Annotated in this window: 20 protein-coding genes; 16 read left to right on the plus strand and 4 right to left on the minus strand. The window is 43.4% G+C overall.

Annotation, left to right across the window (positions count from 1 at the left end):
- Positions 1-156 precede the first annotated feature (156 nt).
- From GK047_RS10560 to glnA, 7 genes are all read left to right on the plus strand, one after another.
- Positions 157-1,650, plus strand: coding sequence for an FTR1 family iron permease (locus GK047_RS10560; protein WP_163945503.1), 1,494 nt, complete (start codon positions 157-159; stop codon positions 1,648-1,650).
- A gap of 27 nt (positions 1,651-1,677) precedes the next feature.
- Positions 1,678-2,886, plus strand: a complete 1,209-nt coding sequence (locus GK047_RS10565) for an EfeM/EfeO family lipoprotein (protein WP_163945507.1) — start codon at positions 1,678-1,680, stop codon at positions 2,884-2,886.
- Between the two features lie 35 nt (positions 2,887-2,921).
- Positions 2,922-4,196, plus strand: a complete 1,275-nt coding sequence (gene efeB / locus GK047_RS10570; protein ID WP_163945510.1) for an iron uptake transporter deferrochelatase/peroxidase subunit — start codon at positions 2,922-2,924, stop codon at positions 4,194-4,196.
- A 174-nt stretch (positions 4,197-4,370) separates the two neighbouring features.
- Positions 4,371-5,699, plus strand: a complete 1,329-nt coding sequence (hflX, locus tag GK047_RS10575; protein WP_163945513.1) for a GTPase HflX — start codon at positions 4,371-4,373, stop codon at positions 5,697-5,699.
- A 2-nt stretch (positions 5,700-5,701) separates the two neighbouring features.
- Positions 5,702-6,952: a methionine gamma-lyase family protein gene (locus GK047_RS10580; protein WP_163945516.1), complete on the plus strand. Its 1,251-nt coding sequence runs from the start codon at positions 5,702-5,704 to the stop codon at positions 6,950-6,952.
- 97 nt (positions 6,953-7,049) lie between these two features.
- Positions 7,050-7,460, plus strand: coding sequence for a MerR family transcriptional regulator (locus GK047_RS10585; protein WP_163945519.1), 411 nt, complete (start codon positions 7,050-7,052; stop codon positions 7,458-7,460).
- Between the two features lie 30 nt (positions 7,461-7,490).
- Complete coding sequence (gene glnA / locus GK047_RS10590; protein ID WP_481855982.1) at positions 7,491-8,828, plus strand: type I glutamate--ammonia ligase; 1,338 nt, start codon at positions 7,491-7,493, stop codon at positions 8,826-8,828.
- Positions 8,829-9,083: 255 nt separating this feature from the next.
- On the opposite strand, the gene GK047_RS10595 is transcribed toward glnA, so the two are convergent.
- Together GK047_RS10595 and GK047_RS10600 are read right to left on the minus strand one after the other, a co-directional pair.
- The gene (locus GK047_RS10595; protein WP_163945524.1) at positions 9,084-9,746 is read right to left on the minus strand and encodes a stalk domain-containing protein; all 663 of its coding nucleotides are present in this window, start codon (positions 9,744-9,746) and stop codon (positions 9,084-9,086) included.
- Positions 9,747-10,211: 465 nt separating this feature from the next.
- Positions 10,212-10,562, minus strand: a complete 351-nt coding sequence (locus GK047_RS10600; RefSeq protein ID WP_163945526.1) for a hypothetical protein — start codon at positions 10,560-10,562, stop codon at positions 10,212-10,214.
- Positions 10,563-10,948: 386 nt separating this feature from the next.
- Here GK047_RS10600 and GK047_RS10605 point away from each other — a divergent pair, with 386 nt between their 5' ends.
- Positions 10,949-12,187, plus strand: coding sequence for an aminopeptidase (locus GK047_RS10605; protein WP_163945529.1), 1,239 nt, complete (start codon positions 10,949-10,951; stop codon positions 12,185-12,187).
- A 160-nt stretch (positions 12,188-12,347) separates the two neighbouring features.
- Here the strand turns inward: GK047_RS10605 and lexA are convergent, their stop codons facing one another.
- Positions 12,348-12,965, minus strand: coding sequence for a transcriptional repressor LexA (gene lexA, locus GK047_RS10610; protein WP_163945532.1), 618 nt, complete (start codon positions 12,963-12,965; stop codon positions 12,348-12,350).
- Between the two features lie 261 nt (positions 12,966-13,226).
- On the opposite strand from lexA, the gene GK047_RS10615 reads away from it, so the two are divergent.
- The 3 genes from GK047_RS10615 to GK047_RS10625 all read left to right on the plus strand — a co-directional run bounded on the left by GK047_RS10615 (position 13,227) and on the right by GK047_RS10625 (position 14,664).
- Positions 13,227-13,505, plus strand: a complete 279-nt coding sequence (locus GK047_RS10615; protein WP_163945535.1) for a LysM peptidoglycan-binding domain-containing protein — start codon at positions 13,227-13,229, stop codon at positions 13,503-13,505.
- Positions 13,506-13,645: 140 nt separating this feature from the next.
- Complete coding sequence (locus tag GK047_RS10620; protein ID WP_163945538.1) at positions 13,646-13,831, plus strand: DUF896 domain-containing protein; 186 nt, start codon at positions 13,646-13,648, stop codon at positions 13,829-13,831.
- A 41-nt stretch (positions 13,832-13,872) separates the two neighbouring features.
- A complete protein-coding gene (locus GK047_RS10625) occupies positions 13,873-14,664 on the plus strand; it encodes an HAD family hydrolase (protein ID WP_163946706.1) in 792 nt (263 codons plus the stop codon).
- 76 nt (positions 14,665-14,740) lie between these two features.
- Here the strand turns inward: GK047_RS10625 and GK047_RS10630 are convergent, their stop codons facing one another.
- Positions 14,741-15,283, minus strand: a complete 543-nt coding sequence (locus tag GK047_RS10630; RefSeq protein WP_163945540.1) for a 1,2-dihydroxy-3-keto-5-methylthiopentene dioxygenase — start codon at positions 15,281-15,283, stop codon at positions 14,741-14,743.
- A gap of 219 nt (positions 15,284-15,502) precedes the next feature.
- Here GK047_RS10630 and metH point away from each other — a divergent pair, with 219 nt between their 5' ends.
- The 5 genes from metH to GK047_RS10655 all read left to right on the plus strand — a co-directional run bounded on the left by metH (position 15,503) and on the right by GK047_RS10655 (position 23,298).
- Complete coding sequence (gene metH / locus GK047_RS10635) at positions 15,503-18,940, plus strand: methionine synthase (protein WP_163945544.1); 3,438 nt, start codon at positions 15,503-15,505, stop codon at positions 18,938-18,940.
- A 191-nt stretch (positions 18,941-19,131) separates the two neighbouring features.
- Entirely contained in the window at positions 19,132-20,061 is a 930-nt protein-coding gene (rnz, locus tag GK047_RS10640; protein WP_163945547.1) for a ribonuclease Z, read from the plus strand.
- Positions 20,062-20,510: 449 nt separating this feature from the next.
- The gene (locus tag GK047_RS10645) at positions 20,511-21,281 is read left to right on the plus strand and encodes a GNAT family N-acetyltransferase (RefSeq protein WP_163945549.1); all 771 of its coding nucleotides are present in this window, start codon (positions 20,511-20,513) and stop codon (positions 21,279-21,281) included.
- A gap of 21 nt (positions 21,282-21,302) precedes the next feature.
- Positions 21,303-22,274: a lysophospholipid acyltransferase family protein gene (locus tag GK047_RS10650; RefSeq protein WP_163945552.1), complete on the plus strand. Its 972-nt coding sequence runs from the start codon at positions 21,303-21,305 to the stop codon at positions 22,272-22,274.
- 31 nt (positions 22,275-22,305) lie between these two features.
- The gene (locus tag GK047_RS10655; RefSeq protein WP_163945555.1) at positions 22,306-23,298 is read left to right on the plus strand and encodes a metal-dependent hydrolase; all 993 of its coding nucleotides are present in this window, start codon (positions 22,306-22,308) and stop codon (positions 23,296-23,298) included.
- The last annotated feature ends 43 nt before the right edge of the window (positions 23,299-23,341 follow it).

The following is a 23,341-nucleotide window of genomic DNA, read 5'->3' on the forward strand; positions in this document are numbered from 1 at the left end:
AACAGGAATTGTTGGGTGGCTTTTTTCTTTTATAAAAACAATTGACAGATTGGCTCAAGTGAGTAAAATAGACAGAGTGATTATCGTTGATAATGATTATCAGTAATAAAAAGTTTAGGCTGTGTTTCATTTTCATATAGGATGGATTGGTGATTTATGCGGAGAGTTCTCATTTTAAGTTGGATTGCATTACTCTTGCTGCTCTCTTTCCCCTTGGCAGTTGGGGCAACGGCAGAGGAGGATATGAAGAAGGCAAATGCCGGTATTGAGCAAGCGATTCAAGCGGCAGAAAGTGGAAAGCTCGAGATAGCTTCCCAATTGTTCGATACGTTCCAAGCTTCGTGGCTGAGCTTTGAGGATGGAATTAAAGGAAAGTCGTTGGCTGCTTACCAGAAGATTGAAGGAGCAATGGGAGAGGTATCCTTTGCAACCTTGAAACAGCCAATTGACCAAAGTAAACTTACAGCTACACTGAAAGAACTCAGTAAGCTCAACCAAAGCTTCATTGATGGGAACATGGACGCATTTGGTCAGGTTGCAAAAAGCAGTGGTAAAGTGACGATCAGCTCCTTAGTTACCTTGCTTGAGAAGACATCCGATCAATTAAAGCAAAATGACGTGGAAGGTGCAAAGGCTAACGTTCAAACTTTACGGAGTTCATGGCTTGATATCGAAAGCATCGTACTCACGCAGTCATCCGCCGTTTATGCCTCAATGGAGAGGGACATGGTAACCGCCTATGCCCAGTTGTCGGCAGACCCGGTTAAGAAGTCGGAGGCTGCTGCTACAGTCGAACGAATGCATAAGGATCTTACTCCGCTTGCTGGCAAAACAAGTTATACGATGCTGGATGCGACAACGATTATACTCCGTGAAGGACTAGAAGCGTTATTAGTCATTATTGCCTTACTAGGGTTCCTAAATAAATCGGGTCATGGAAACAAGAAAAAATGGATTTGGTATGGCGTTGGCGGCGGCCTTTTAGTTAGTATGGCTCTTGGAATCGTCGTTCAGCAACTTTTCTCCACGAGTGCTTTTGGCAATAACAATTTCTTGATTGCTGGTTGTACAGGTATTTTCGCCGCTGTGATGCTAGCCTACATGAGCTATTGGCTGCATAGTAAATCTAGTGTTTCCAACTGGCAGAAGTACATACGGGACCAGAGCGTGAAAGCACTGGCGACGGGAAGCTTAGTCTCGCTAAGCGTGCTAGCCTTTCTCGCAGTTTTTAGAGAGGGGACGGAGACAGTGCTATTCATGATTGGTATGGCATCTTCCATTTCGCTCCAATCCCTGCTTGGTGGAATTGCCATTGGTGTTGTAACACTTATCATTGTCGCTTTTCTTATCCTTAAAGTCGGTTTACGGATTCCTATGCGTCCTTTTTTCTTAGTATCTAGCTTTTTTGTTTTCTATCTTTGTTTCAAATTTGCGGGTATGGGCGTGCATGGTTTGCAATTAGCCGGTTATCTGCCAGCAACGACAGCCTCATGGTTACCTAGCTGGGATGCCATCGCATTGTACCCGACAATTGAAAGTGCAGTTCCGCAATTTATTCTACTCGTCTGCGCACTATTCGCGGTCCTCTGGGATCGCCGTAAAACCGTTCAATTTAATAAAGCCGCAGTATCCATGAAAAAAGTGAATTAACATAACAAAAATTGGGGGAATCATTCAATGAATAAACGTCAACAATTTATTATTTTAGCAGCAGCTCTAACACTCGTCGTGACAGGGTGCGGTAAAGCCGCAACGCCAGGAGCTACTACTACGACAACACCGGTAGCAAGCCCAACACCAAATGTTACAAAAGTACCAGCTAAAGAAGGTGCAGCCGCATTTATCAAAACAATTGATGGATTGAAGGGGCAACTGGATCAAAAGAAAGTAAATGAGCCTAAGAAGCAATCTTCGACGCTAGAAGAAGAGTGGGCAAGCTTTGAGGACGAAGTGAAGCTCAAATATCCAGAGTTATATGTGAAGGTTGAAAAATTTCTAACACCATTAGAAGCAGGACTAAAACAAGAGAAGCTTGACAATGAACTTATTAGCCAGCTTAACGATGGTCTCAAAGTTGCTGTAACGGAGCTGAGCACTTCTCTTAACGAAAACAAAGGCGCAGTGAATGAAGCGGCTATTTCGGGTTCTAAAGAATTGCAAGAAGCAACGAAAGCATATAATTTATATGTGCAAGAGCAAGGAAAACAAATGGTTACACTGCTTGAGCAGCTAGATGCGGCTGTGAAAAGCGGTGACTTGAAAAAGGCACAAGAAGCCTATGTACAATCGCGTTCACCATATGAGAGAATAGAGCCTATCATTGAAAGATTTAAAGATCTTGATGGCGTCATGGATGCTCGTGTCGATGATTTTAAAGATGAGAACGATGCTGAATTCACTGGATATCACCGGATAGAGCACCTCCTTTTTGTGAAAAAAACAGTTAAAGCCGCTGAGCCATTCTCAGCACGTTTGTTGGAAGACGGGAAGAAAATGCAACAAAGCATAGCTGCTACGAGCATTGAGGCAACAGATTTTGTAACGGGTGTTGGCGAGCTAATGGAAGAAGCTCAAACGAAGAAAATTACAGGTGAAGAAGAGCGTTGGAGCGGTGCCTCGATTCCAGTCATTCGCGCGAATGTGGAAGGCGCTCAAAAGATCTATGATCTTGTGAAAAGCGAGTTAAAGAAAAAAGATCCTGCGTTGGATGAAAAAATCAGTAAGAGTCTTACCGCTGTAATTGATACAATGAATACATTGTCTCCTGTAGGGACAACTTGGAGTGACTTTAGTAAAATGGAGCAGTCCAAACAAGTTGACTTGAAAAATAAATTGGAAGCTTTAGCTGAACCACTGGTAAAAATGCCAGGAACTTTAGGTCAATAAAATAGGCAATCAAAAAGAGAAAGGGGAAACTCAGCATGGGAGACAAAATGAATCGTCGCGCATTTTTGGGAATGACAGCAGCAGGGGCTGCAGGGATTGTACTGGGTGATTTGATTGGGAAATCGCAACAAGCGGTGCCTGTTGATTCCAAGAATCAACCGGATGCACCAGCAGCTTCTGCAAATGAGACGATTTCCTTTTATGGAGCCCATCAATCCGGTGTAGTTACCCCTCAGCAAAATTTTGCGAATGTGGCTGCATTTGATGTAACAACAGAGGATGTTAAGGAACTACAGCAACTATTTAGGGATTGGACAGAGGCCGCGGCTCTACTTATGGAGGGAAAACCTCTTGCCGCTGAGCCGCAGACTGCCAAATTCCCTCCTGTGGATACGGGAGAACAGATGGGATTGAACACAGGTAAACTTACCATCACGTTTGCAGTGGGTGCGAGTTTGTTTGAGAAGGGCGGTGTTGATCGATTTGGTCTTCGTTCTCGTAAACCGTCAGGCTTAACAGAAATGCCGATATTTCACTCCGACTCCTTACAACATCAACTTACGCACGGTGATATTGTCGTACAGGCCTGCGCAGATGATCCAATGATCTGTTTTCACGCGATTCGCAATTTATCTAAGGCTGCAAGAGGTATTGCTCATTTACGTTGGCAGCAGACAGGTCAGCTTGGGATTAAATCGGAGGGAACCAAAAGGAATTTGTTCGGTTTCAAGGATGGAACGAATAATCCAGCCCTGACTGATGAGAAATTTATGAACAATAATGTTTGGATTGAAGCAAATGACGGGGCGTCATGGCTTGCAGGCGGGAGCTATATGGTTGTTCGCCGTATTAATATGACGATCGAAACGTGGGATCAGCAAACATTTACCGAGCAGGAAACCATTATTGGCCGCCAAAAAGTATCGGGTGCGCCCTTGGATGGCAGTAAAGAATTCGATCAACCGAATTTTTCAGGCGATGCCAATGGGGACAAAACTGCACTAGATTCACACATCCGTCTATCGAATCCACGAATGGGTGAGTCTTCAGAACGGGAACGTATACTACGCCGTGGTTATAATTTTATGGAAAATCTCGATCCGGTTGGGCGAATGAATGCGGGACTCTTGTTCGTATGCTTTAATCGAAATCTTCAAACTCAGTTTGAGTCGATTCAAAAGAGGTTAACGAATCCTAAAATGCCAGATCAAATGCTCCAATATACCGTTACTACAGGTGGAGGATATTTTGCTGTCCTGCCAGGTGTTACTGCAAAAGGGTCGTATTTGGGCCAAAGTTTGTTTGCTTAAAAATGTTTATTCTGAACCGAGGGACACAGGTCCTTCGGTTTTTTAGTATGTACATAAGTGACATTGCTATAATCGAATTTTCCTGCTGAGCAAATTGACTTTCCCTTGTTTTTCCTACACAATGATGGTGGGTTAAGCCCAATCATGGAGCGTTATGAACAAAGGAGAAATTAGATGAAAACAACTTCACATAATGTAGAAAGCGAAATTCAAGACCGTGCAATTCTTGTCAGTCTGATCACACAGAAACAGAAGAAGAATGAAAAATTGGCTGAATATTCACTTCAAGAGCTTGTTAAGCTAGCAGAAACAGCTGGCGTTGAAGTACTCGAAACAATGACTCAGAACAAGGAGTCTAAAGACACGAAATGGTTTATTGGTAAGGGCAAGGTGGAAGAGCTTAAACTGCGTATCGATGAGTTAGGCGGTAATACGGCTATTTTCGATCAGGAATTATCCGGTGCGCAGGTTCGCAATTTAGAAGCGGCCCTTGATGTGAAAATTATCGATCGAACGCAATTGATCTTGGATATTTTTGCGCAGCGGGCCAAAACACGTGAGGGTATTATTCAAGTGGAGCTAGCACAGTTAAGCTACCTATTACCAAGGCTATCAGGGCAAGGGAAAAACCTTTCACGACTTGGCGGGGGGATCGGGACTAGAGGCCCTGGTGAATCAAAACTTGAGACCGATCGCAGACACATTCGTGGTAGGATCGACGAATTGAAGGCACATTTGGAGGAAGTGGTGCGTCATCGCACCTTGCATCGAGAGCGCCGCAAAAAGACGGGTGTCTTCCAGGTGGCTCTCGTTGGTTATACGAACGCAGGTAAATCTACGCTGCTTAAGCAACTGACACAGGCTGACGTATATATCGAAAATCAATTGTTTGCAACGCTAGATCCCACATCGCGGACGATGGAGCTGCCTAGTGGCAAGGAGATCGTGCTGACGGACACTGTAGGCTTCATTCAGAACCTGCCTCATGATTTGGTCGCATCTTTCCGCGCGACATTAGAAGAGGCTAATGAGGCTGATCTGATTCTACATGTTGTGGACAGCTCAACGGATATGCGAAGCGAGCAAATGCGAGTCGTATCGGAAGTTTTAGAACAGCTTGGCGCTCACCAGAAAGAGCAGCTGACTGTATTCAACAAAATCGATCTGATCTCTCAGCAAGAGAAAGAAATGCTTTCTACTGAAGGTGATTTTCTCAAAATTAGTGCTTACACCCAAGAGGATTTGGAAAGCTTGCGTCTTGCCATTCAGGAAAAATTAATGGGGGAAAGTAAGCTGTTCCGTATTCCGGCTGAAAAGGGCGATATGATTTCGCTAGTGTATCGAATCGGCGATGTATTGGAGAATGAAGTGGACGGGGAAGATATGCTCTTCAAAGTTCGCGTTAATAAAGATGATTATGAGAAAATGGGATATCTGCTGGCCGCATACGATCAACAACTCGTTCAGCAAGATGCACAGGATAGCGAGGGAGAGATTTACTAATCATGCAATTTGGGGAAAAAGTCATGGCGCTCATGGAAAGCGCCGAACGTACGGCGGAGAGCGCCTATAGACAAATCGAGAAAACCATTGATCTCAATCAATGGAAAGTTATAGATGCTTTTCAGAAGCATAAAGTTAGCGATTATCACTTCGCTTCATCAACCGGTTATGGATACAATGATCGTGGCAGAGAGGTGCTTGATTTGGTCTATGCCGATGCATTGGGTGCGGAAGCAGCGCTTGTTCGCCCTCACTTTGTATCAGGTACACACACGATCAGCACAGCTTTGTTCGGTGTGCTGCGTCCAGGTGAACATCTACTTTACATAACGGGTAAGCCTTATGACACGCTTCATAAGGTGATCGGCAAGCCGGGGGATGGCAGCGGATCGTTGCAGGATTGGGGCATCGCGTATAACGAGGTTGCCTTGACGCCAGAAGGAGCGCCCGACTGGTCAGCCATCACGTCAGCGATCCAGCCGAACACGAAGGTGATCGGCATTCAACGATCGAGAGGCTACTCTTGGCGTCCGTCGTTTACAATCGAACAAATCGGTGAGATGGTTCGATTCGTGAAGGAAGTGAACCCAGACGTCATCGTCTTCGTTGATAACTGCTATGGCGAGTTCACCGAGACACGGGAGCCCACGGAGGTTGGCGTTGATCTCATGGCAGGCTCGCTCATTAAGAATCCAGGTGGGGGCATTGCCCCATCCGGAGGTTACATCGCCGGGCGACGCGACCTCGTCGAGCTCGCTGCCTACCGGCTGACCGCCCCCGGTATTGGGGGCGAAGTTGGGGCTATGCTCGGCGCAACGCGAGCCATGTTCCAAGGGCTGTTCCTTGCCCCGCATTTGGTGGGGCAAGCCGTCAAGGGCTCCGTCTTCGCCGCGGCAGTGTTCGAAGAGCTAGGATTCGAGAGCCATCCTCGCTGGCAAGAGACGCGGACGGATTTGATTCAAGCGATCCGCTTTACCTCAGCGGAGCACTTGATCACGTTCGTACAAGGCATCCAGAAGGCGGCTGCTGTGGACTCACACGTCGTGCCAGAGCCTTGGGACATGCCTGGCTATGAACATCCAGTTATTATGGCTGCTGGGACGTTCATTCAAGGCGGCAGCCTGGAATTGTCTGCCGATGCACCTATCCGTGAGCCTTACATAGCCTATATGCAAGGCGGATTAACCTATTCTCACTGTAAATTGGGAGTTCTTACAGCCATACAACATATGGAAGACAAAGGATTAATCTGAAGAAAAAGGGACTGTAAACAAACCTGACACTCCTTGACACGTTTTTGTAACGAAGGTACAATAAGAAGTAGGTACTTACTGACCAGGAGTGATAAGCATGAGTGATGATATACGCAGAAATATGGCCTTATTCCCGATTGGAATTGTAATGAAACTGACGGATCTAACAGCAAGACAAATTCGTTATTATGAACAACACGAACTTATTATTCCAGCAAGAACCGCAGGTAATCAGCGGTTATATTCGTTTAATGATGTAGAGAGATTGCTCGAAATCAAGGATCTAATTGAAAAAGGCGTAAATATAGCGGGTATTAAGCAGGTGCTCTTGCCGGTGGATAAAGATTCGGAGGATGCTACGATTCTTAATGAGCATACGGAGGTCAAGCGCAAAGAGCTTACCGATTCTCAATTGCACAAAATGTTGAAACAACAATTGATTGGCGGAGGCAAGCGGCCAGGCCAGGTATCGCTCATTCAAGGTGAGCTGTCCCGATTTTTTCATTAAAAAGCGTTTTTAATCGAGAGGAGAATGTTCGTGGGTCATAACAATTATAGCAAGGAAGATATTCTACGCATTGCCAAAGAGGAAAACGTTCGTTTCATCCGACTGCAGTTCACGGATTTGATGGGAAGCATCAAAAATGTTGAAATCCCTTTCAGTCAACTAGAGAAGGCGCTTGATAATAAAATGATGTTTGATGGTTCCTCCATTGAAGGTTATGTGCGTATCGAAGAATCAGACATGTATCTGTATCCTGATTTAGATACATGGGTCATTTTCCCGTGGGTAACGCAGAGCAAAGTAGCTCGTTTAATCTGTGATATCTACCTTCCTGATGGAAGACCGTTTCCTGGGGATCCGCGGGGCATTTTGAAAAAAGCGTTGAAACAAGCAGAAGAAATGGGTTACTCATCGATGAACGTAGGCCCAGAACCAGAGTTCTTCTTGTTCAAAACGGATGAGAAAGGTAATCCAACTACTGAACTTAACGACCAAGGCGGTTATTTTGACTTAGCGCCTATGGATCTAGGGGAAAACTGCCGTCGTGATATCGTGTTAACGTTGGAAGAGATGGGCTTCGAAATTGAAGCGTCACACCACGAGGTAGCGCCAGGTCAACATGAGATTGACTTTAAATACGCAGATGCGATTAAAGCGGCAGACCAAATTCAAACGTTTAAGCTCGTTGTTAAAACGGTTGCCAGACAGCATGGTCTGCATGCGACATTCATGCCGAAGCCGCTGTTTGGTATGAACGGTTCAGGTATGCACTGTCATCAATCACTATTCAAAGAAGAAGAGAACGCATTCTACGATGAAAGCGATAAGTTAGGTTTGAGTAATATTGCTAGACATTACATGGCAGGTGTTTTGCGTCATGCGCGTTCCTTTGCTGCGATTACTAACCCGACAGTGAATTCGTACAAACGTCTTGTTCCTGGTTATGAAGCCCCATGTTATGTCGCATGGTCTGCTAGCAATCGAAGCCCAATGATCCGTATCCCGGCATCCCGCGGATTGAGCACACGCGTTGAAGTTCGTAACCCTGATCCGGCTGCGAATCCTTACCTAGCTCTGGCAGTTATGCTTGCCGCTGGATTAGATGGCATCAAGAATAAAATGCAGCTTCCAGCTCCAACAGATCGTAACATCTACGTGATGTCCGAAGAGGAAAGAGAAGAGCAAGGTATTCCTAGCTTACCTCTTGATCTGAAACAAGCATTAGAAGAATTGATTCGAGACGAAGTTATTTGCGACACCTTAGGCGAACATGCTTTGGCTCATTTCTACGAACTCAAAGAAATTGAGTGGGATATGTACCGCACACAAGTTCACCAATGGGAAAGAGATCAGTATTTAACGCTTTACTAATTCATGAATCCCTTGGCGCTGTAAGCGCTGAGGGATTTTTCATTTGGGGGCGTTACAGTATTTAGGATTAGGCAAAGGGAGTGCCCACAAACTGCCCACAAATTCTAAAATAAGTTGGTTGCGGACTCCCCAAAGTGTCGCTTTAACTAATATAAGAAAAAAGCTCTTATGGTCAAGATACAGAATAAGTCTTGATCCATAAGAGCTTATTTAGTTGGTTTTGAATTCACATAAATTTAGTTGTTTATTGTCATGTTACTTATAGTAGGAAGTAGTTAAAGGAACAAAAACACCTGATTTGTCGTTATTTTCATATGAATAAAAAACAGTAACTTCATTTAGTCCAGCTACATTGACTTCGATTGTTTTTAATCCGTCTTCTATCTTCACTGTGTCTTGTTTAAGCAAAACGCTGTTTTTGTCTTGAATTTTTATTGCAACCTCTGAACCAATAGCAGCAACTTGTAAATAAAGTTTTTGATACTTACCCTTCGGCTCTAATGTGAAATTCGATCCTGAATTCTCTGTATCCTTAATTACTTCCCCATAATCCTTGTTTTTATATTTGGTTAGATTCGGGTCTTTAATAGCTTGATAAAAAGTTTGAGCAGCATTAACAGGAGTACCTTCGACTTTTTCGCCAAATAAAACGCTGTTTGCTGCTGCATCGTAATCTACTGCAACATTAAGTGAATTTGCAATTGCTCTGGCTGGTAAATAAGTACTTCCATCGTATGTAATTGGAGTAACAACATTACCTTGAGCATCTAGCAATTGAACAGATTTTCCGTTTACTTTGACGCTGATATCATTGTTTAGATAAGCCTTAATTTCTTGCAAATTAGCTCCTGCGTAAACGCCACCTGCTGCGCCGAAAATCATAGAAAACCCGACAATAGAAACTATAGTTTTCTTCATGTTATCTCTCCTCTTATCTGTTATAGACCTTAACTCTCTTTCCATAATATATGACAGATACAGGAAGTACAAGTGATTTGAACATACTTCAATATATAGACTGTAAGAATGATTCAAATCTTTGTAGTGTAGAATTGCAATTTACACGTATAATCTTCTCATAAAATGTCCAATTTTAACTCAGTAGTTTAATAAATATGATTCTGGATCAACTCATAGCGTTGATGTGGTTGAAAACAGTTTTTATTATGACTCCAGTAATTCCTTTAAAGCAAACATAGGCTTCTAATATTTTTCATGGGGAAACACTTTTTATATCTGGACCCATCATTTAGCGACACCCCTAAAAATATGATAATAAGCTTCAAAATCCATAAAAGCTCAAGGGGACGCTTTCCTTCAGGGCTTTTACATTGCCCAGTGCTTCCAGTACAAGATTATAATTCATTGATCTTCTAAACTTGTCTATTGATTTTCTCTTAAATTTTTTAGCAGTTCTTTTGTCTCGTTTTTGTATTTGTATTTTATTCTATCAATCGAATAAATAATGATTGTGGAAATTATTACTGAGCCAAGAGGACCTACGATAAAAAATGAACCTGGAAGAATTCCATATCCTGCTGCACCTTCATTTTCCTCACCAGCTTGATAGAATGCCCATGCACAGCACAGAAAAGACACCGGGAAATACATATAAAATGTAATGGGTGTAAAAAGTTTTATTACTGGTCTAGATTCTTTATCTCTATTTACTTTTCTAATGATACTACGAATTACAACTATGACGAGAGCAAAAGCCAGTAGCCCAATTAACACTTAATTCACCCCTTTGTAAAACCACGAAAATTTTACCACTATCTTCCATGCTTGTCTACCTATATTTCCATTAATTCGTAGACCATTCGACATTAAGCATATATAATCTGAAATAAGTACTTTTACTAATATCTAGGTTTTTTTTTGAATTTAAAGTTTGAAAGCGAAAATAATAAAAAACGTTGATTCTAAGCTATTTTGCTAAGAAATAATATGATATATTAATGAAGGAATATTAACCGTACACAAGTTCACCAATGGAAAAAAAGATCAGTATCTGACGCTTTACTAATCTTACAGCTACAACTAGATAAGATGAGCCCGTTAGCTTTTTAGGATGAGGAATCCTATGCTAGTGGGCTTTTTCACACGAGGAGAGAGGGCAAATGGACGCATTTACGACTAATTTGGAAAAATATGCAGAGCTTGTTATTCGCATTGGGGTTAATCTTCAAAAAGGACAAGATTTGATGATAGAATCTCCCATGGAGTCACTTGAATTAACTAGATTAATTGTCAAGAAAGCTTATGAGGCTGGAGCTAGCTTCGTTCAGGTGCATTGGCAGGATGATCTGATTACTCGCAGCCGTTTTGAATATGCGGTGGATGAGGCGATTGATTATTATCCAGACTGGTACACAAGCATGTTGGAGCGATTCGTGGAAAACGGAGGAGCATTATTGAATATTAAGGTTCCTGACCCTGATCTTTACAAAGGTATTGATGCTAGTATGATATCAAGAGCTTCGAAGGCAGCGGCTACAGCTCGTAAAACATATCAACAATATGTTCGGACAAGTAAATTTAGCTGGTGTCTGATTAAGGCTCCGACGCAAGCATGGGCATCGAAGGTGTTCGCTGATTTTCCTGAAGAACAGCGAATGGATGCCATGTGGGATGCAATTTTCCGTATGAATCGGATTTATGAGGAAGACCCGGTGGCAGCATGGCGGATACATATCAAGCAGTTGCAGCGGATGCGAGAAGTCTTGAACGCTAAAAAGTATACTGCACTCCAATACCGTGCACCAGGAACGAATTTGCGTATTGAGTTGCCGGAAGGGCATATTTGGCTAGGCGGGGACAAAGGCAATGAGCAAGGAATCCGTTTCGTAGCCAATATGCCTACAGAGGAAGTATTTACAATGCCGAAGAAAACGGGTGTCAATGGTACGGTTGCCTGTACGAAACCTTTGAATGTAAACGGTGCGATTGTAGATAAGTTCTCGTTTGTATTTGAAAATGGTCGAGTGATTGATTATACAGCTGAAGTGGGTTACGAGCATTTGGAAAGTCTAATGAATATGGATGCTGGGAGCCGTTATTTGGGTGAAGTTGCGCTTGTGCCGGTTGACTCACCGATTTCCAATATGAATCGTATCTTTTATAACACAGGCATTGATGAAAATGCTTCCTGCCACCTTGCCTTGGGAAGCTGTTACCCCATTAACATAGCAAATGGAGCGAAGCTGTCTAAGGAGGAGTTGGATGAGCGCGGAGGTAACACTTCCCTTATTCATGTTGATTTTATGATGGGATCTGCTGATCTTGAAATTGATGGTGTGTTAAGTAATGGTGACGTTGAACCTGTTTTCCGTAAAGGGAATTGGGCGTTATTGTTTTGAAGCTTTTTGTAGTTCCGGAGTTGCGCCTGATGTGCGTATGAATGTGGATAAAGCTGCTTTATGAAATAAGGTTATATCTGGAGAGATAACAAAGGCCACTTCGACTAATGCCGAAGTGGCCTTTGTTATACAGATTTATTGTAAGGAGAAAAAGGGCGGTTTACATATCGCGGAATAAACCAATAACGCGACCGAGAATTGTAACATGTTTCAGAAGAATCGGTTGTAAAGCAGAATTTTCTGGTTGTAGACGAATATGATCGCGTTCCTTATAGAACCGTTTCACGGTAGCTTCATCATCCTCAGTCATTGCAACGACGATATCACCGTTATTAGCTGTCTGCTGTTGTTTAACAATAACGTAGTCACCGTTGTGGATACCAGCGTCAATCATACTATCTCCCATAACACTGAGCATAAATACGTTGTTGTCGCCTACTAAATGAGATGGAAGAGGGAAGTAATCTTCAATGTTCTCTGTTGCAGTGATTGGTACACCTGCTGTTACTTTACCAATCAATGGCACACGAGCAACAGAGTGTGCGAAATTGCTTTCGCTGCCATCCAAGCCTAAGATTTCTATCGCCCGAGGCTTTGTAGGATCGCGACGAATTAAACCCTTCTTTTCTAAACGCTCCAAATGCCCATGTACTGTAGAACTGGAAGCTAGTCCAACAGCTTCGCCGATTTCTCTTACAGAAGGAGGATATCCCTTATCTTTCACTTCATTCTTAATGAAGTCCAATATTGCCTGTTGTCGCTGTGAAATTTTGCTCAATTGTTATCACTCCAATTATGGTAATCATTAGCCAAAGTATACCATAGAACCGGAGTTCGTACAAACATAAGTTCGAGAAATAGATTGACTCAAACATGTGTTCGTGTTATTCTAAAAACAGAACAAATGTTTGGAGGTTGATTATTCATGTATATAGCCTATTCTCACACAACGACATCAACGACACCTCATAGATCACTACACACATCAAACCGGATGAAACTCAACTCGAAGCTTGCAAAAAGATTGTTTGGTTTTTTTATGTTAGTTGTCATTCTTGGTGCTGTTTTCTCTTTCGGAGCCATAGTTCAGGCCTACGCAGGAGAAGGGAGTTCCATTACTACCTCCAAGGTGGACGTCTCATTGACAGTGAAGACATATGAGCGTGTTGTTGTTCAGCGTGGAGATACGTTATGGAGAATCGCATCCACGCATCTGGATAAAGGCGGGAATATTCGCGCTTACATTGATCAAATGTATAATTTCAATCGATTAAGCTCTAGCGTGCTTCAAGAGGGTCAGGTGTTACTACTCCCTTAATCGCTAGCTGTTGCTGCATATTTCTGCCGATGTTAGAAGCACGGGGGTGTTCCCGTGCTTCTTTTTGGTTCCTTTCTTGACATTCTTTTAAGGGGATGGCAAAGTAATAGTCATACTGATTTTTAACAGGGAGGATACTCATGAGCGACAGCATAGATCAACATATTGAACGGATCAATGAGCTTGCACGTAAGGCAAAAACGGTAGGACTTACGGATGAGGAAATTGATGAGCGCAACGAGCTGAGAAAAAAATACATTGAAGCATTTCGTGGTAATCTGAAAATTCAACTTGATTCCATTAAGTTTGCTGACGAAGAGAGCTAGTTTTAATATAGAAACAGCGCATTCAAAAGGGGAAATGAATGATGACAGTGAAGGCCGTGCTTTTTGATTTAGATGATACGCTATTATGGGATGATCGTAGTGTGAAGGAAGCATTCGAAGCTACTTGCGCTGAAGCCGCCAAACTAGTAGAGGTGGAACCAAGTGCTTTGGAGAGGGCTGTTCGACAAGAAGCCCGTGCATTGTATGAATCATTTGAAACGTTTCCGTTTACCAAAATGATCGGAATTAACCCTTTTGAAGGGCTGTGGGCGAACTTCACACAAGGAGACAAAGAGAATTTCCGCAAGTTAGAGAAGCTAGCGCCAGGGTATCGTACAGAAGCTTGGACACGCGGACTGCGAGCGTTAGGCATTGAGAATCGTGAGCTCGGTTATATGCTGGGTGAATTATTTCCTAAGGAACGCAGAAGCCGTCCACTTGTCTATGAAGAAACATTTCGAGTGCTGGATTCTCTAAAAGGCAGCTATAAGCTCTTGCTCCTAACAAACGGTTCTCCTGATTTGCAAAAAGAGAAGCTGGCTGGTGTTCCTCAAATTGCAGATTACTTTGATCATATTATTATCTCTGGGGAATTCGGTGAAGGCAAACCAGCTGTTTCCATATTTCATCACGCGATGGGGCTGTTGAACATCGAGCCTCATGAGGGCATGATGATTGGGGACAAGCTGACTACGGATATACTGGGTTCAAACCGCGTCGGTATGCGTAATATTTGGATTAATCATCATGGACTTACGGGTGGAGATGAAATTGTTCCTGCCTTTGAAGTTTCACGTTTACAAGAAATTTTGCCAATTATCGCAAATGGCTAAACAACGTTAGTACCAAAAAGCCCAACGAATTTTCAGGATCTTTGTTCCTGAGACGTTGGGCTTTTTTTATAATATGCTATGCTTTAATAAATTCCGGATCATCAATGTTATAAGCGACCCAACCGTCTTTTTCGATAAAGAGGCGAACAGCTACAATTTGACGATTGTCCATCAGTGTGAAGAAATGGTTCGTGTTTTCAGGAACGGAAATAACATCTCCTGGCTCTAACTCAACATCGAAGTATCCAACTTCACCTTCGGATTTAATAATGAAAATACCTTTGCCGGATACGATCGCGCGAATTTCATCTTCCGTGTGTGTATGCACTTGCTCGAATTTAGTGAGCAATTCTTCGATCTTAGGCGTAGAGTCAGATAGAGAAATAACGTCCCAGATCTCATAACCTCTTCGTGCAGCAAGATCGCGAATTTCTTCTTCGTAGGTGCTGATGATTTGCGCTTTTTCTTCATCGCTTAGAATGAATTTTTCGCGAAGTGCCTCAGGTAGCTTGGTAGGCTCCCAGTGTTCGTAGACAACATTTTGACTATCCAAGAAGGCTTTGACCTGGTCTTCGCCTTCAATGCGCTCGTTTGTGTTGCGAATTCGGATTTGTGCCATGTTCCATCCCTCTTTCTATGTAAATATACTTGTATTATAGTGGAAATGAAGCTGGATGTCGATGGATATGGATAAATAATTCCGATATATCCAATGGGAAAAATATATAATTCAAATTCTTTTCATAGAAGCAGTATTCTGTTAGAATAATTCTTAATATATTTTGTCGATAAAACGGGTTTATTTCTGCTTTACGCCAAGTTGAAAGGGAGTCACGAAATGATCAAAATACCGATTCAAGAGCAGTTAAAGAAAAAAATTATGATCCTCGACGGCGCCATGGGCACAATGATTCAACAGGAGGATTTAACCGCTGACGATTTCGGAGGGGATGATCTCGACGGTTGTAACGAGATTCTTTGTGTTACCCGGCCGGATGTCATTCGTAAAATACATGAAGCTTATTTCGCGGCAGGCGCGGATATGGTAGAAACAAATACATTTGGAACGACTAGCGTCGTGTTGGCGGAGTATGATTTGCAGGATCGTCATCGTGAGTTGAATTTAGCGGCAGCGAAATTAGCAATAGAAGCAGCTAACAAATATTCAACGCCAGAATGGCCCAGGTATGTTGTCGGTGCGATGGGACCTACAACCAAGACGTTATCGGTAACTGGAGGCGTAACCTTTGAAGAACTCGAGGAAAGCTATTACCAACAGGCTTTGGCGCTAGTAGAAGCTGGTGTTGATGCCATGCTGCTTGAGACTTCGCAAGATACGCTCAACGTGAAAGCGGGTAGCATCGGGATTCGTAGAGCGTTTGAGACAACCGGTGTGAAGCTGCCGATTATGATTTCTGGAACGATTGAGCCCATGGGTACAACGCTGGCCGGACAAAATATCGAATCGTTCTATATTTCATTGGAACATTTGGAGCCTATATCCATAGGATTGAATTGTGCAACAGGGCCAGAGTTCATGCGGGATCATATTCGTACACTTTCTGGGATTGCGCAAACAGCGATAAGTTGTTACCCCAATGCCGGGCTGCCGGATGAGAATGGACATTACCATGAGTCGCCAGAATCACTAGCCAAGAAAATGGCAGGATTCGCCGAGCAAGGTTGGCTCAACATTGCCGGAGGCTGCTGTGGGACGACGCCGGATCATATTCGTGCCATGGCTGAAACATTAGGTCAATATAAGCCAAGAACGCAATACGGAACCCATCCACCTGCCGTTTCCGGTATTGAAACCGTCTTTATTGAACCTGAAAATCGACCTATCATGGTCGGAGAACGGACAAATATTTCCGGTTCCCGGAAATTCAAACGTTTAATTAAAGAAGGTAAGTTTGAAGAAGGCTCTGAAATCGCGCGTAATCAGGTGAAAAATGGTGCTCACGTCATTGATATCAACTTGCAAGATACAGATATTGACGAAGCCTATGCGATTGAGGAGTTTATGCAGGAAGTCGTGAAGAAAGTTAAAGTGCCACTCATGATTGATTCCACCTATGACCACATCATCGAGTTAGGCTTGAAATATTCACAAGGTAAAGCGATCATCAACTCCATCAATTTGGAGGATGGAGAAACGAAATTTGAGGGTATTCTACCGCTGATTCATCGTTATGGAGCTGCTGTAGTTTGTATTCTCATCGATGAGCGCGGGCAGGCCGTATCTCGTGAAGCGAAAATTGAAGTAGCGACGCGTTCCTATGAACTTTTGACACAGAAATACGGGATGAACCCGGAAGATATTATTTTTGATCCGAATATGTTCCCGGTTGGTTCAGGTGATCCCCAATATATTGGTTCCGCAGTAGAAACGATAGAAGGCATTCGCATGATCAAAGAGAAGTATCCTACGGCTAAAACGATCCTGGGGTTAAGTAATATTTCCTTTGGTTTACCAGATGCTGGTCGTGAAGTATTGAACTCGGTATATTTGTACCATTGTACGAAGGCTGGTTTAGATTACGCAATCGTTAACACGGAAAAGCTTGAGCGTTACGCTTCGATCCCAGAAACAGAGCGCAAGCTTGCCGAAGAATTGATTTACAATACGAACGATCAAACATTGGCGGAATTCGTTGCACATTTCAGGGAGAAAAAGGTTGAGAAGAAGGAAAAAATATCGAACCTTTCCTTGGAGGAAAGGCTTGGTTCTTATGTCGTAGAAGGAACGAAAGAAGGACTTATCCCCGATTTAGAGATTGCGCTACAAAAGTATTCGCCGCTTGAAGTGATCAACGGTCCTCTGATGAAGGGGATGGAGGAAGTGGGAAGGCTTTTTAATAACAATGAGTTGATCGTCGCGGAAGTGCTGCAAAGCGCTGAGGTAATGAAGGCATCCGTTACTTATCTTGAACCTTTTATGGAGAAGTCAGAAACCGCGGTTAAAGGGAAAATTATTTTGGCGACGGTCAAAGGCGACGTGCATGATATTGGGAAAAATCTAGTCGAAATTATACTTTCAAATAATGGCTATAAGATTGTAAATTTAGGGATTAAAGTACCGCCAGAGCAAATTATTGAAGCTTATCGGAGAGAGAAGCCTGATGCAATTGGCTTATCTGGTCTACTTGTGAAATCCGCACAGCAGATGGTTATCACAGCACAGGATTTACGTACCGCTGGCGTCGATGTGCCTATTATGGTCGGTGGCGCAGCGCTTACCCGTAAATTTACAAAGACGCGCATCCAGCCGGAATATGAGGGTGTTGTGTTGTATGCCAAAGATGCAATGGATGGGCTGGATATCGCTAATAAGCTTAGTGACCCAGAGCAGCGTAAGCGTCTCATTCAGGAATTGAGAGAGAGCAAAGAGTCCGATGTTATGGATGCTGGCAAGAAAGAAGAGCTCATGCCGAAGCTCACCCGTGTGAAATCATCGTCAGTAAATAAAGAACTGCCTGTGAATGTTCCGCAGGATTTAGAACGCCATGTACTGCGTGATTATCCAATCAGTCATTTGATGCCTTATGTCAACATGCAGATGTTGTTGGGTCATCACCTTGGCTTGAAGGGTAAGGTGGAACAACTGCTAGGCGATAAAGATGCGAAAGCGATGCAGCTTAAAGATACAGTGGATTCCATTTTGTATGCCGCCCAAAAGGAAGGCATAATAAAGGCGCACGGCATGTACCGTTTCTTCCCTGCGCAATCAAGCGGTGACAATGTGATTGTATATGATCCAGCGGATCATACGAAAGTGGTTGAAACTTTCACCTTCCCGCGGCAGGATAAAGAGCCGTATCTCTGTTTAGCTGATTATCTAAAATCTGTGGAAAGTGGGCAGATGGACTACGTTGGGTTCCTGCTTGTAACCGCTGGGCACGGTATTAACGATCTTGCCAAAGAATGGCGCGACAAAGGCGATTACCTGAAATCACATGCCTTGCAATCGACCGCACTTGAAGTGGCTGAAGGATTTGCAGAGCGGGTTCACCATATCATGCGTGATGTGATCGGCATTCCAGATCGGCCTGATATGACAATGCAGGAGCGTTTTGGGGCGAAATATATCGGACAACGCTTCTCTTTTGGTTATCCGGCTTGCCCGAGTCTTGACGATCAAGCGAAATTGTTTGCTTTGTTGACGCCGGAGGATATCGGTGTGGAGCTCACGGAATCAATGATGATGGAGCCAGAAGCCTCTGTTTCCGCCATTGTATTCGCTCATCCGGAAGCCCGTTATTTTAACGTAGGTTAATTGCGGCATGTAAGAGAGCTGTGTATCCAAAGTAAAAGCGAGGCTGACTGCTCGAACTTCAATGTTCAGCAGCGTACCTCGCTTTTTGTTTCGGGATGTCGGAGTTTGACTTCTCGGCCGAATTGAATTAGCATTTTTGTGAAATAATGCGAACCTGAAATGGCAATTGCAGATAGATTGGAGTTAAAGAAGTGGAACTATATTTTCTAGGCACAGGGGCAGGTATGCCCTCTAAACAACGCAATGTAACCGCAATTGCGCTGAATTTGTTGGATGAGCGGGGCTTTTACTGGTTATTTGATTGCGGAGAAGGCACGCAGCAGCAAATCTTGCACTCATCTGTAAAGCTCGGGCGTACCGAGAAATTATTTATCACGCATCTTCATGGCGATCATGTATATGGACTTCCGGGGCTGCTGACTAGTCGCTCTTATTTAGGGGGGGACACACCGCTAACGGTCTATGGACCTGTAGGCCTTAAAAGCTTCATTGACACGGCATTAGCGGTAAGTGGAGCTCATCTGACCTATACACTTCAGATTGTAGAGATAACGGAAGAAGGTTTGATATTTGAAGATGAAACGTTCCGCGTTGAAACGGCACGTCTTGAGCATCGAATTGAATGTTTTGGCTATCGGATTGTGGAGAAGGATCAACCTGGAAAGTTGTTAATGGAAAAGCTTAAAGGATTGGGTGTACCCGCTGGACCGATTTATGGTCAATTGAAGCAAGGGCTTAGCGTACAACTAGAAGATGGACGCACGCTACATGGGTCCGATTATCTAGGGGCACCCATTCCAGGCCGGATTGTTGTTATACTGGGAGATACACGCTACTGCCATGGGGCAAAGCACTTAGCCCAAGGCGCTGACGTATTGGTGCATGAGGCAACGTTTGCCATGGACAAGCAGGAGCTTGCCTATTCGTTTGATCATGCGACTTCTGTAGACGCAGCGAGAACCGCAGAGGAAGCAGGAGCTGACGCACTGATCTTGACACATATAAGCTCTCGTTACCAAGGTGAGGACACAGATCTGCTGCTTCAAGAAGCTCGAAACCTACATGAGAATACCTTTGTAGCTAAAGATTTTTGGAGCTTCGAAGTACCTCGTAAAGTCTAAAAGGGAAAGCCTTTCCATTATTTGGAGAGGCCTTTTTTCGTTCTTGAGTGGTTTAGGCAAATATTAAGCTTTCCTCTCATATGCTATCCGAAAGAGACGCGTATAGAGGTGACTTGATGGGAATTTCGCTGGCTGAGGTGCTGCTTTCTGTGTTTATGTCCGCCATTTTTTATGTGATGTTGAAAGAAATCAGAAATGCTTACAAAGACTCCCCGTAGTGGCTGTATGCTGCTACAGCTTGGACGTAAATTAATTTTCATTTATTGGTGGATTCTTATTAAGCTATCAATCATTAGGGAAACAGAGCTTGTGACAGAGTTCTGTTTCTTTGTTTTTTGAAAAATTGTAAAAACATTACAAAAGCTTTACAACACGAAAACGATCGCTTAATAATCCTTTGTTAACCTTAAATTATTAAATCCTAGTTTCTCTAGAAAGGCGTGTGGAAGATGAGTCAAACGCTTCTGAATACGGCGCCGCAGCATGCCAAGCTGTCTGTCATGATTGCGACAACCGCACAAGAAATTGAACAGGCTATGCGTTTAAGGTATGAAGTGTTTGTGGAAGAAGAGAAAAACATGCGGTTGCTAAACGAAGAAGGTTTGGAGAAAGACGCCTACGATGCTTATTGCGATCATTTGATCGTCAAAGATTTGGATACGAATCAGGTGGTTGGCACATACCGATTGCTCCCTGGTGATCGCGCTTTAACCGGAATTGGATTTTACTCAGAAACGGAATTCGATCTAACCCGATATGCGTCTTACAAAAGCCAAACCCTAGAACTTGGCCGCAGCTGCATTGCTCCTGAGTTTCGTGGAGGTAAAGCAATCCAGCTTCTATGGGAGGGGATCGCTGCATACATAAGCGAACGTAATTATTCCTATCTAATTGGTTGTGCCAGTGTGCACATGAACAATTTAGATGATCTTAATTTAATATATACCATGCTGCGCAAGAAGGAAGTATTGACGGATCGTTTTGGTGTTAGTCCGCTGCCGACCCATCGTATTCCAGGACTTGCGATGCTGGACATTGAATGCAATGAGAAGGATGTGTTCCGTAAACTGCCGCCACTAATGAAAGGCTATCAATGGTTAGGCGCTGAAATCGGTGGAGATCCAGCCTATGACGAATTATTTCAGACCGTAGATTTTTTTATTATTTTGCAAAAAGATCGAGTGACGCGCAGATACAAGCGCCATTTCCTCAATACTTAAAGAGATAGGGAGGGGATCGTTTTGTATGAATTGATATCGAAATTGACAATGAACGATCGTTTGCTTCGACGTTTATCTAGCGCTTTCAGCTTTATTCCAGACTGGATAATTAGGATTATTTGTTTATTATTGGCGAGAATACTGTACTTGGCAGCTCGCAAAGGTGTCAGAAGGCGTGTGGAGCGTAACTTGAGCGAAACTCTGACTGATTTAACGGAAAAATCGCTAAGGAAAACAAGTGTTAACTATTTCCAAAATTTAACAATGACGTTGTATGAGATTCTTTTTCATTCGTATCACTTGGAAAAAAACGGGGAAAACACCTTCGATGTAGAAGGGGAGTTGCACTTGAAACAAGCGGAACTGCATGCACAAGGACATGGATTTATCGTGTATACGCCGCATGTAGGAAATTTCTTCTATTATTATTGGTATTTAAGTCGTAAATACGATTGTTTAACAATTGCATCTGCAGGAAGTCCTGAGCTTAGACCGCTCTATATGAGGTTTGCAGCGATGGGATGCAAGGGTCTTGACTATGACAGTACGCCACCGCTGGAGTTATATCGGACGCTGAAAAAGCATCTTGCAAGTGGCGGTATTGTTTTTATTTTAGGCGATTTCTGGAGGCCGATTTTTCCTCTGTCCCGACTATTTGGTAGACTAACTCGCATGCCTGAAGGCGCAGCGATGCTGGCGATTGAAAATTGGGTACCTATAGTGCCGTTCTATGGTTACCGAATCAAAGGTTTTCGGCACCGTTTAGTATTCAACCAGCCCATGTTTCTGTATGAGAAGTATACACGTTCAGAAAGGTCGGAAGCCAATCAACTGCTCAGCGGGTTCATTGAGCGGGTAATCAAAGCACATCCCTCGGAATGGTTTTATTGGTTTAATGTACATGAGCATTGGGAAGGAACACAAGAGAAGGAGGATTCGAACGACAAAACGGAAAAGATCAACATAGTAATGGCATCGGAAGTTACTGGCTAACACATCGCCCAAAAGGAGAGGTGAATGACTCATGGATACTGGAAGCCACTTATTGTTCGGAGTCACACTAGCAGGATTAGCTTGTTTGGAACCGGCTGTCGCTCAGGAACCAGCGCTCGCTCATGCGATATTAGCAGGAACATTGATAGGTTCACATGCGCCCGATTTCGATACGTTAGCACGTATACGCGGATATGCGAGCTATGTCAGAATTCATCGCGGGATCACGCATTCGTTGCCAGCTTTATTTATTTGGCCCATCGTACTAAGCTTGCCGCTTGCTGCCTTGTTCGGTGTATGGGATCATCTTATAAGTCTTTATTTATGGACTTTTGCCGCTGTAGTGTTCCATGTATTTCTAGACTTGTTTAATGTGTATGGGGTTCAATGTTTGAGGCCTTTTTCAAAAAAGTGGTTTCATCTTGACACCTTATGTCTGTACGAACCGTTTTTATTTGGGATTCATACAGTAGGAGTGATGCTCTGGTTGCTGGTTTGGATGGGAAGCAATCAGGCGCATGTTGGTGCAATGTTTGCCATCATTTACGGTGTTAGTGTCATCTATATCGCTATTCGGTTCATTCAACGGTTCCACTTGGTTAAAAGGGTGTCATTCCATATCAATCAAAAGGGAATCTGTCATCTTATTCCAGGTTTAAGTTGGTTTCATTGGCAGTTTGTGCTGGAAGGAAAATCTGACTTTTACCTTGGAACGATACAATTCGGTAAGATTGAAATCCAAGAAGAATACAAGCGTACAGATTATACGCACCACGACACTCACCCTATCGTACAGGCGACTTTAGCTACGGATGGCGTTCGCGCCTTCCTGCACTTCGCTCAGCGTATCCATGTGTGCTGGAAAGAAAAGCATGATGGCTATGAAGTGCAGTGGCGTGACGTACGCTTTTGGCATAAGCAGAAGCTGCCTTTTGGCGTGAATGTGCTTTTGGACCGGGACATGAATGTAGTCAGTCATACGCTGGGTTGGGATAAGAAGGCGTGGGACCCACCTTATGTTTGAGAAAATAAAAATAGCCTCACACCTACAGGTGCGGGGATATTTT

The sequence above is a fragment of the Paenibacillus sp. SYP-B3998 genome (assembly GCF_010820665.1).
Lineage (GTDB): Bacteria > Bacillota > Bacilli > Paenibacillales > NBRC-103111 > Paenibacillus_E.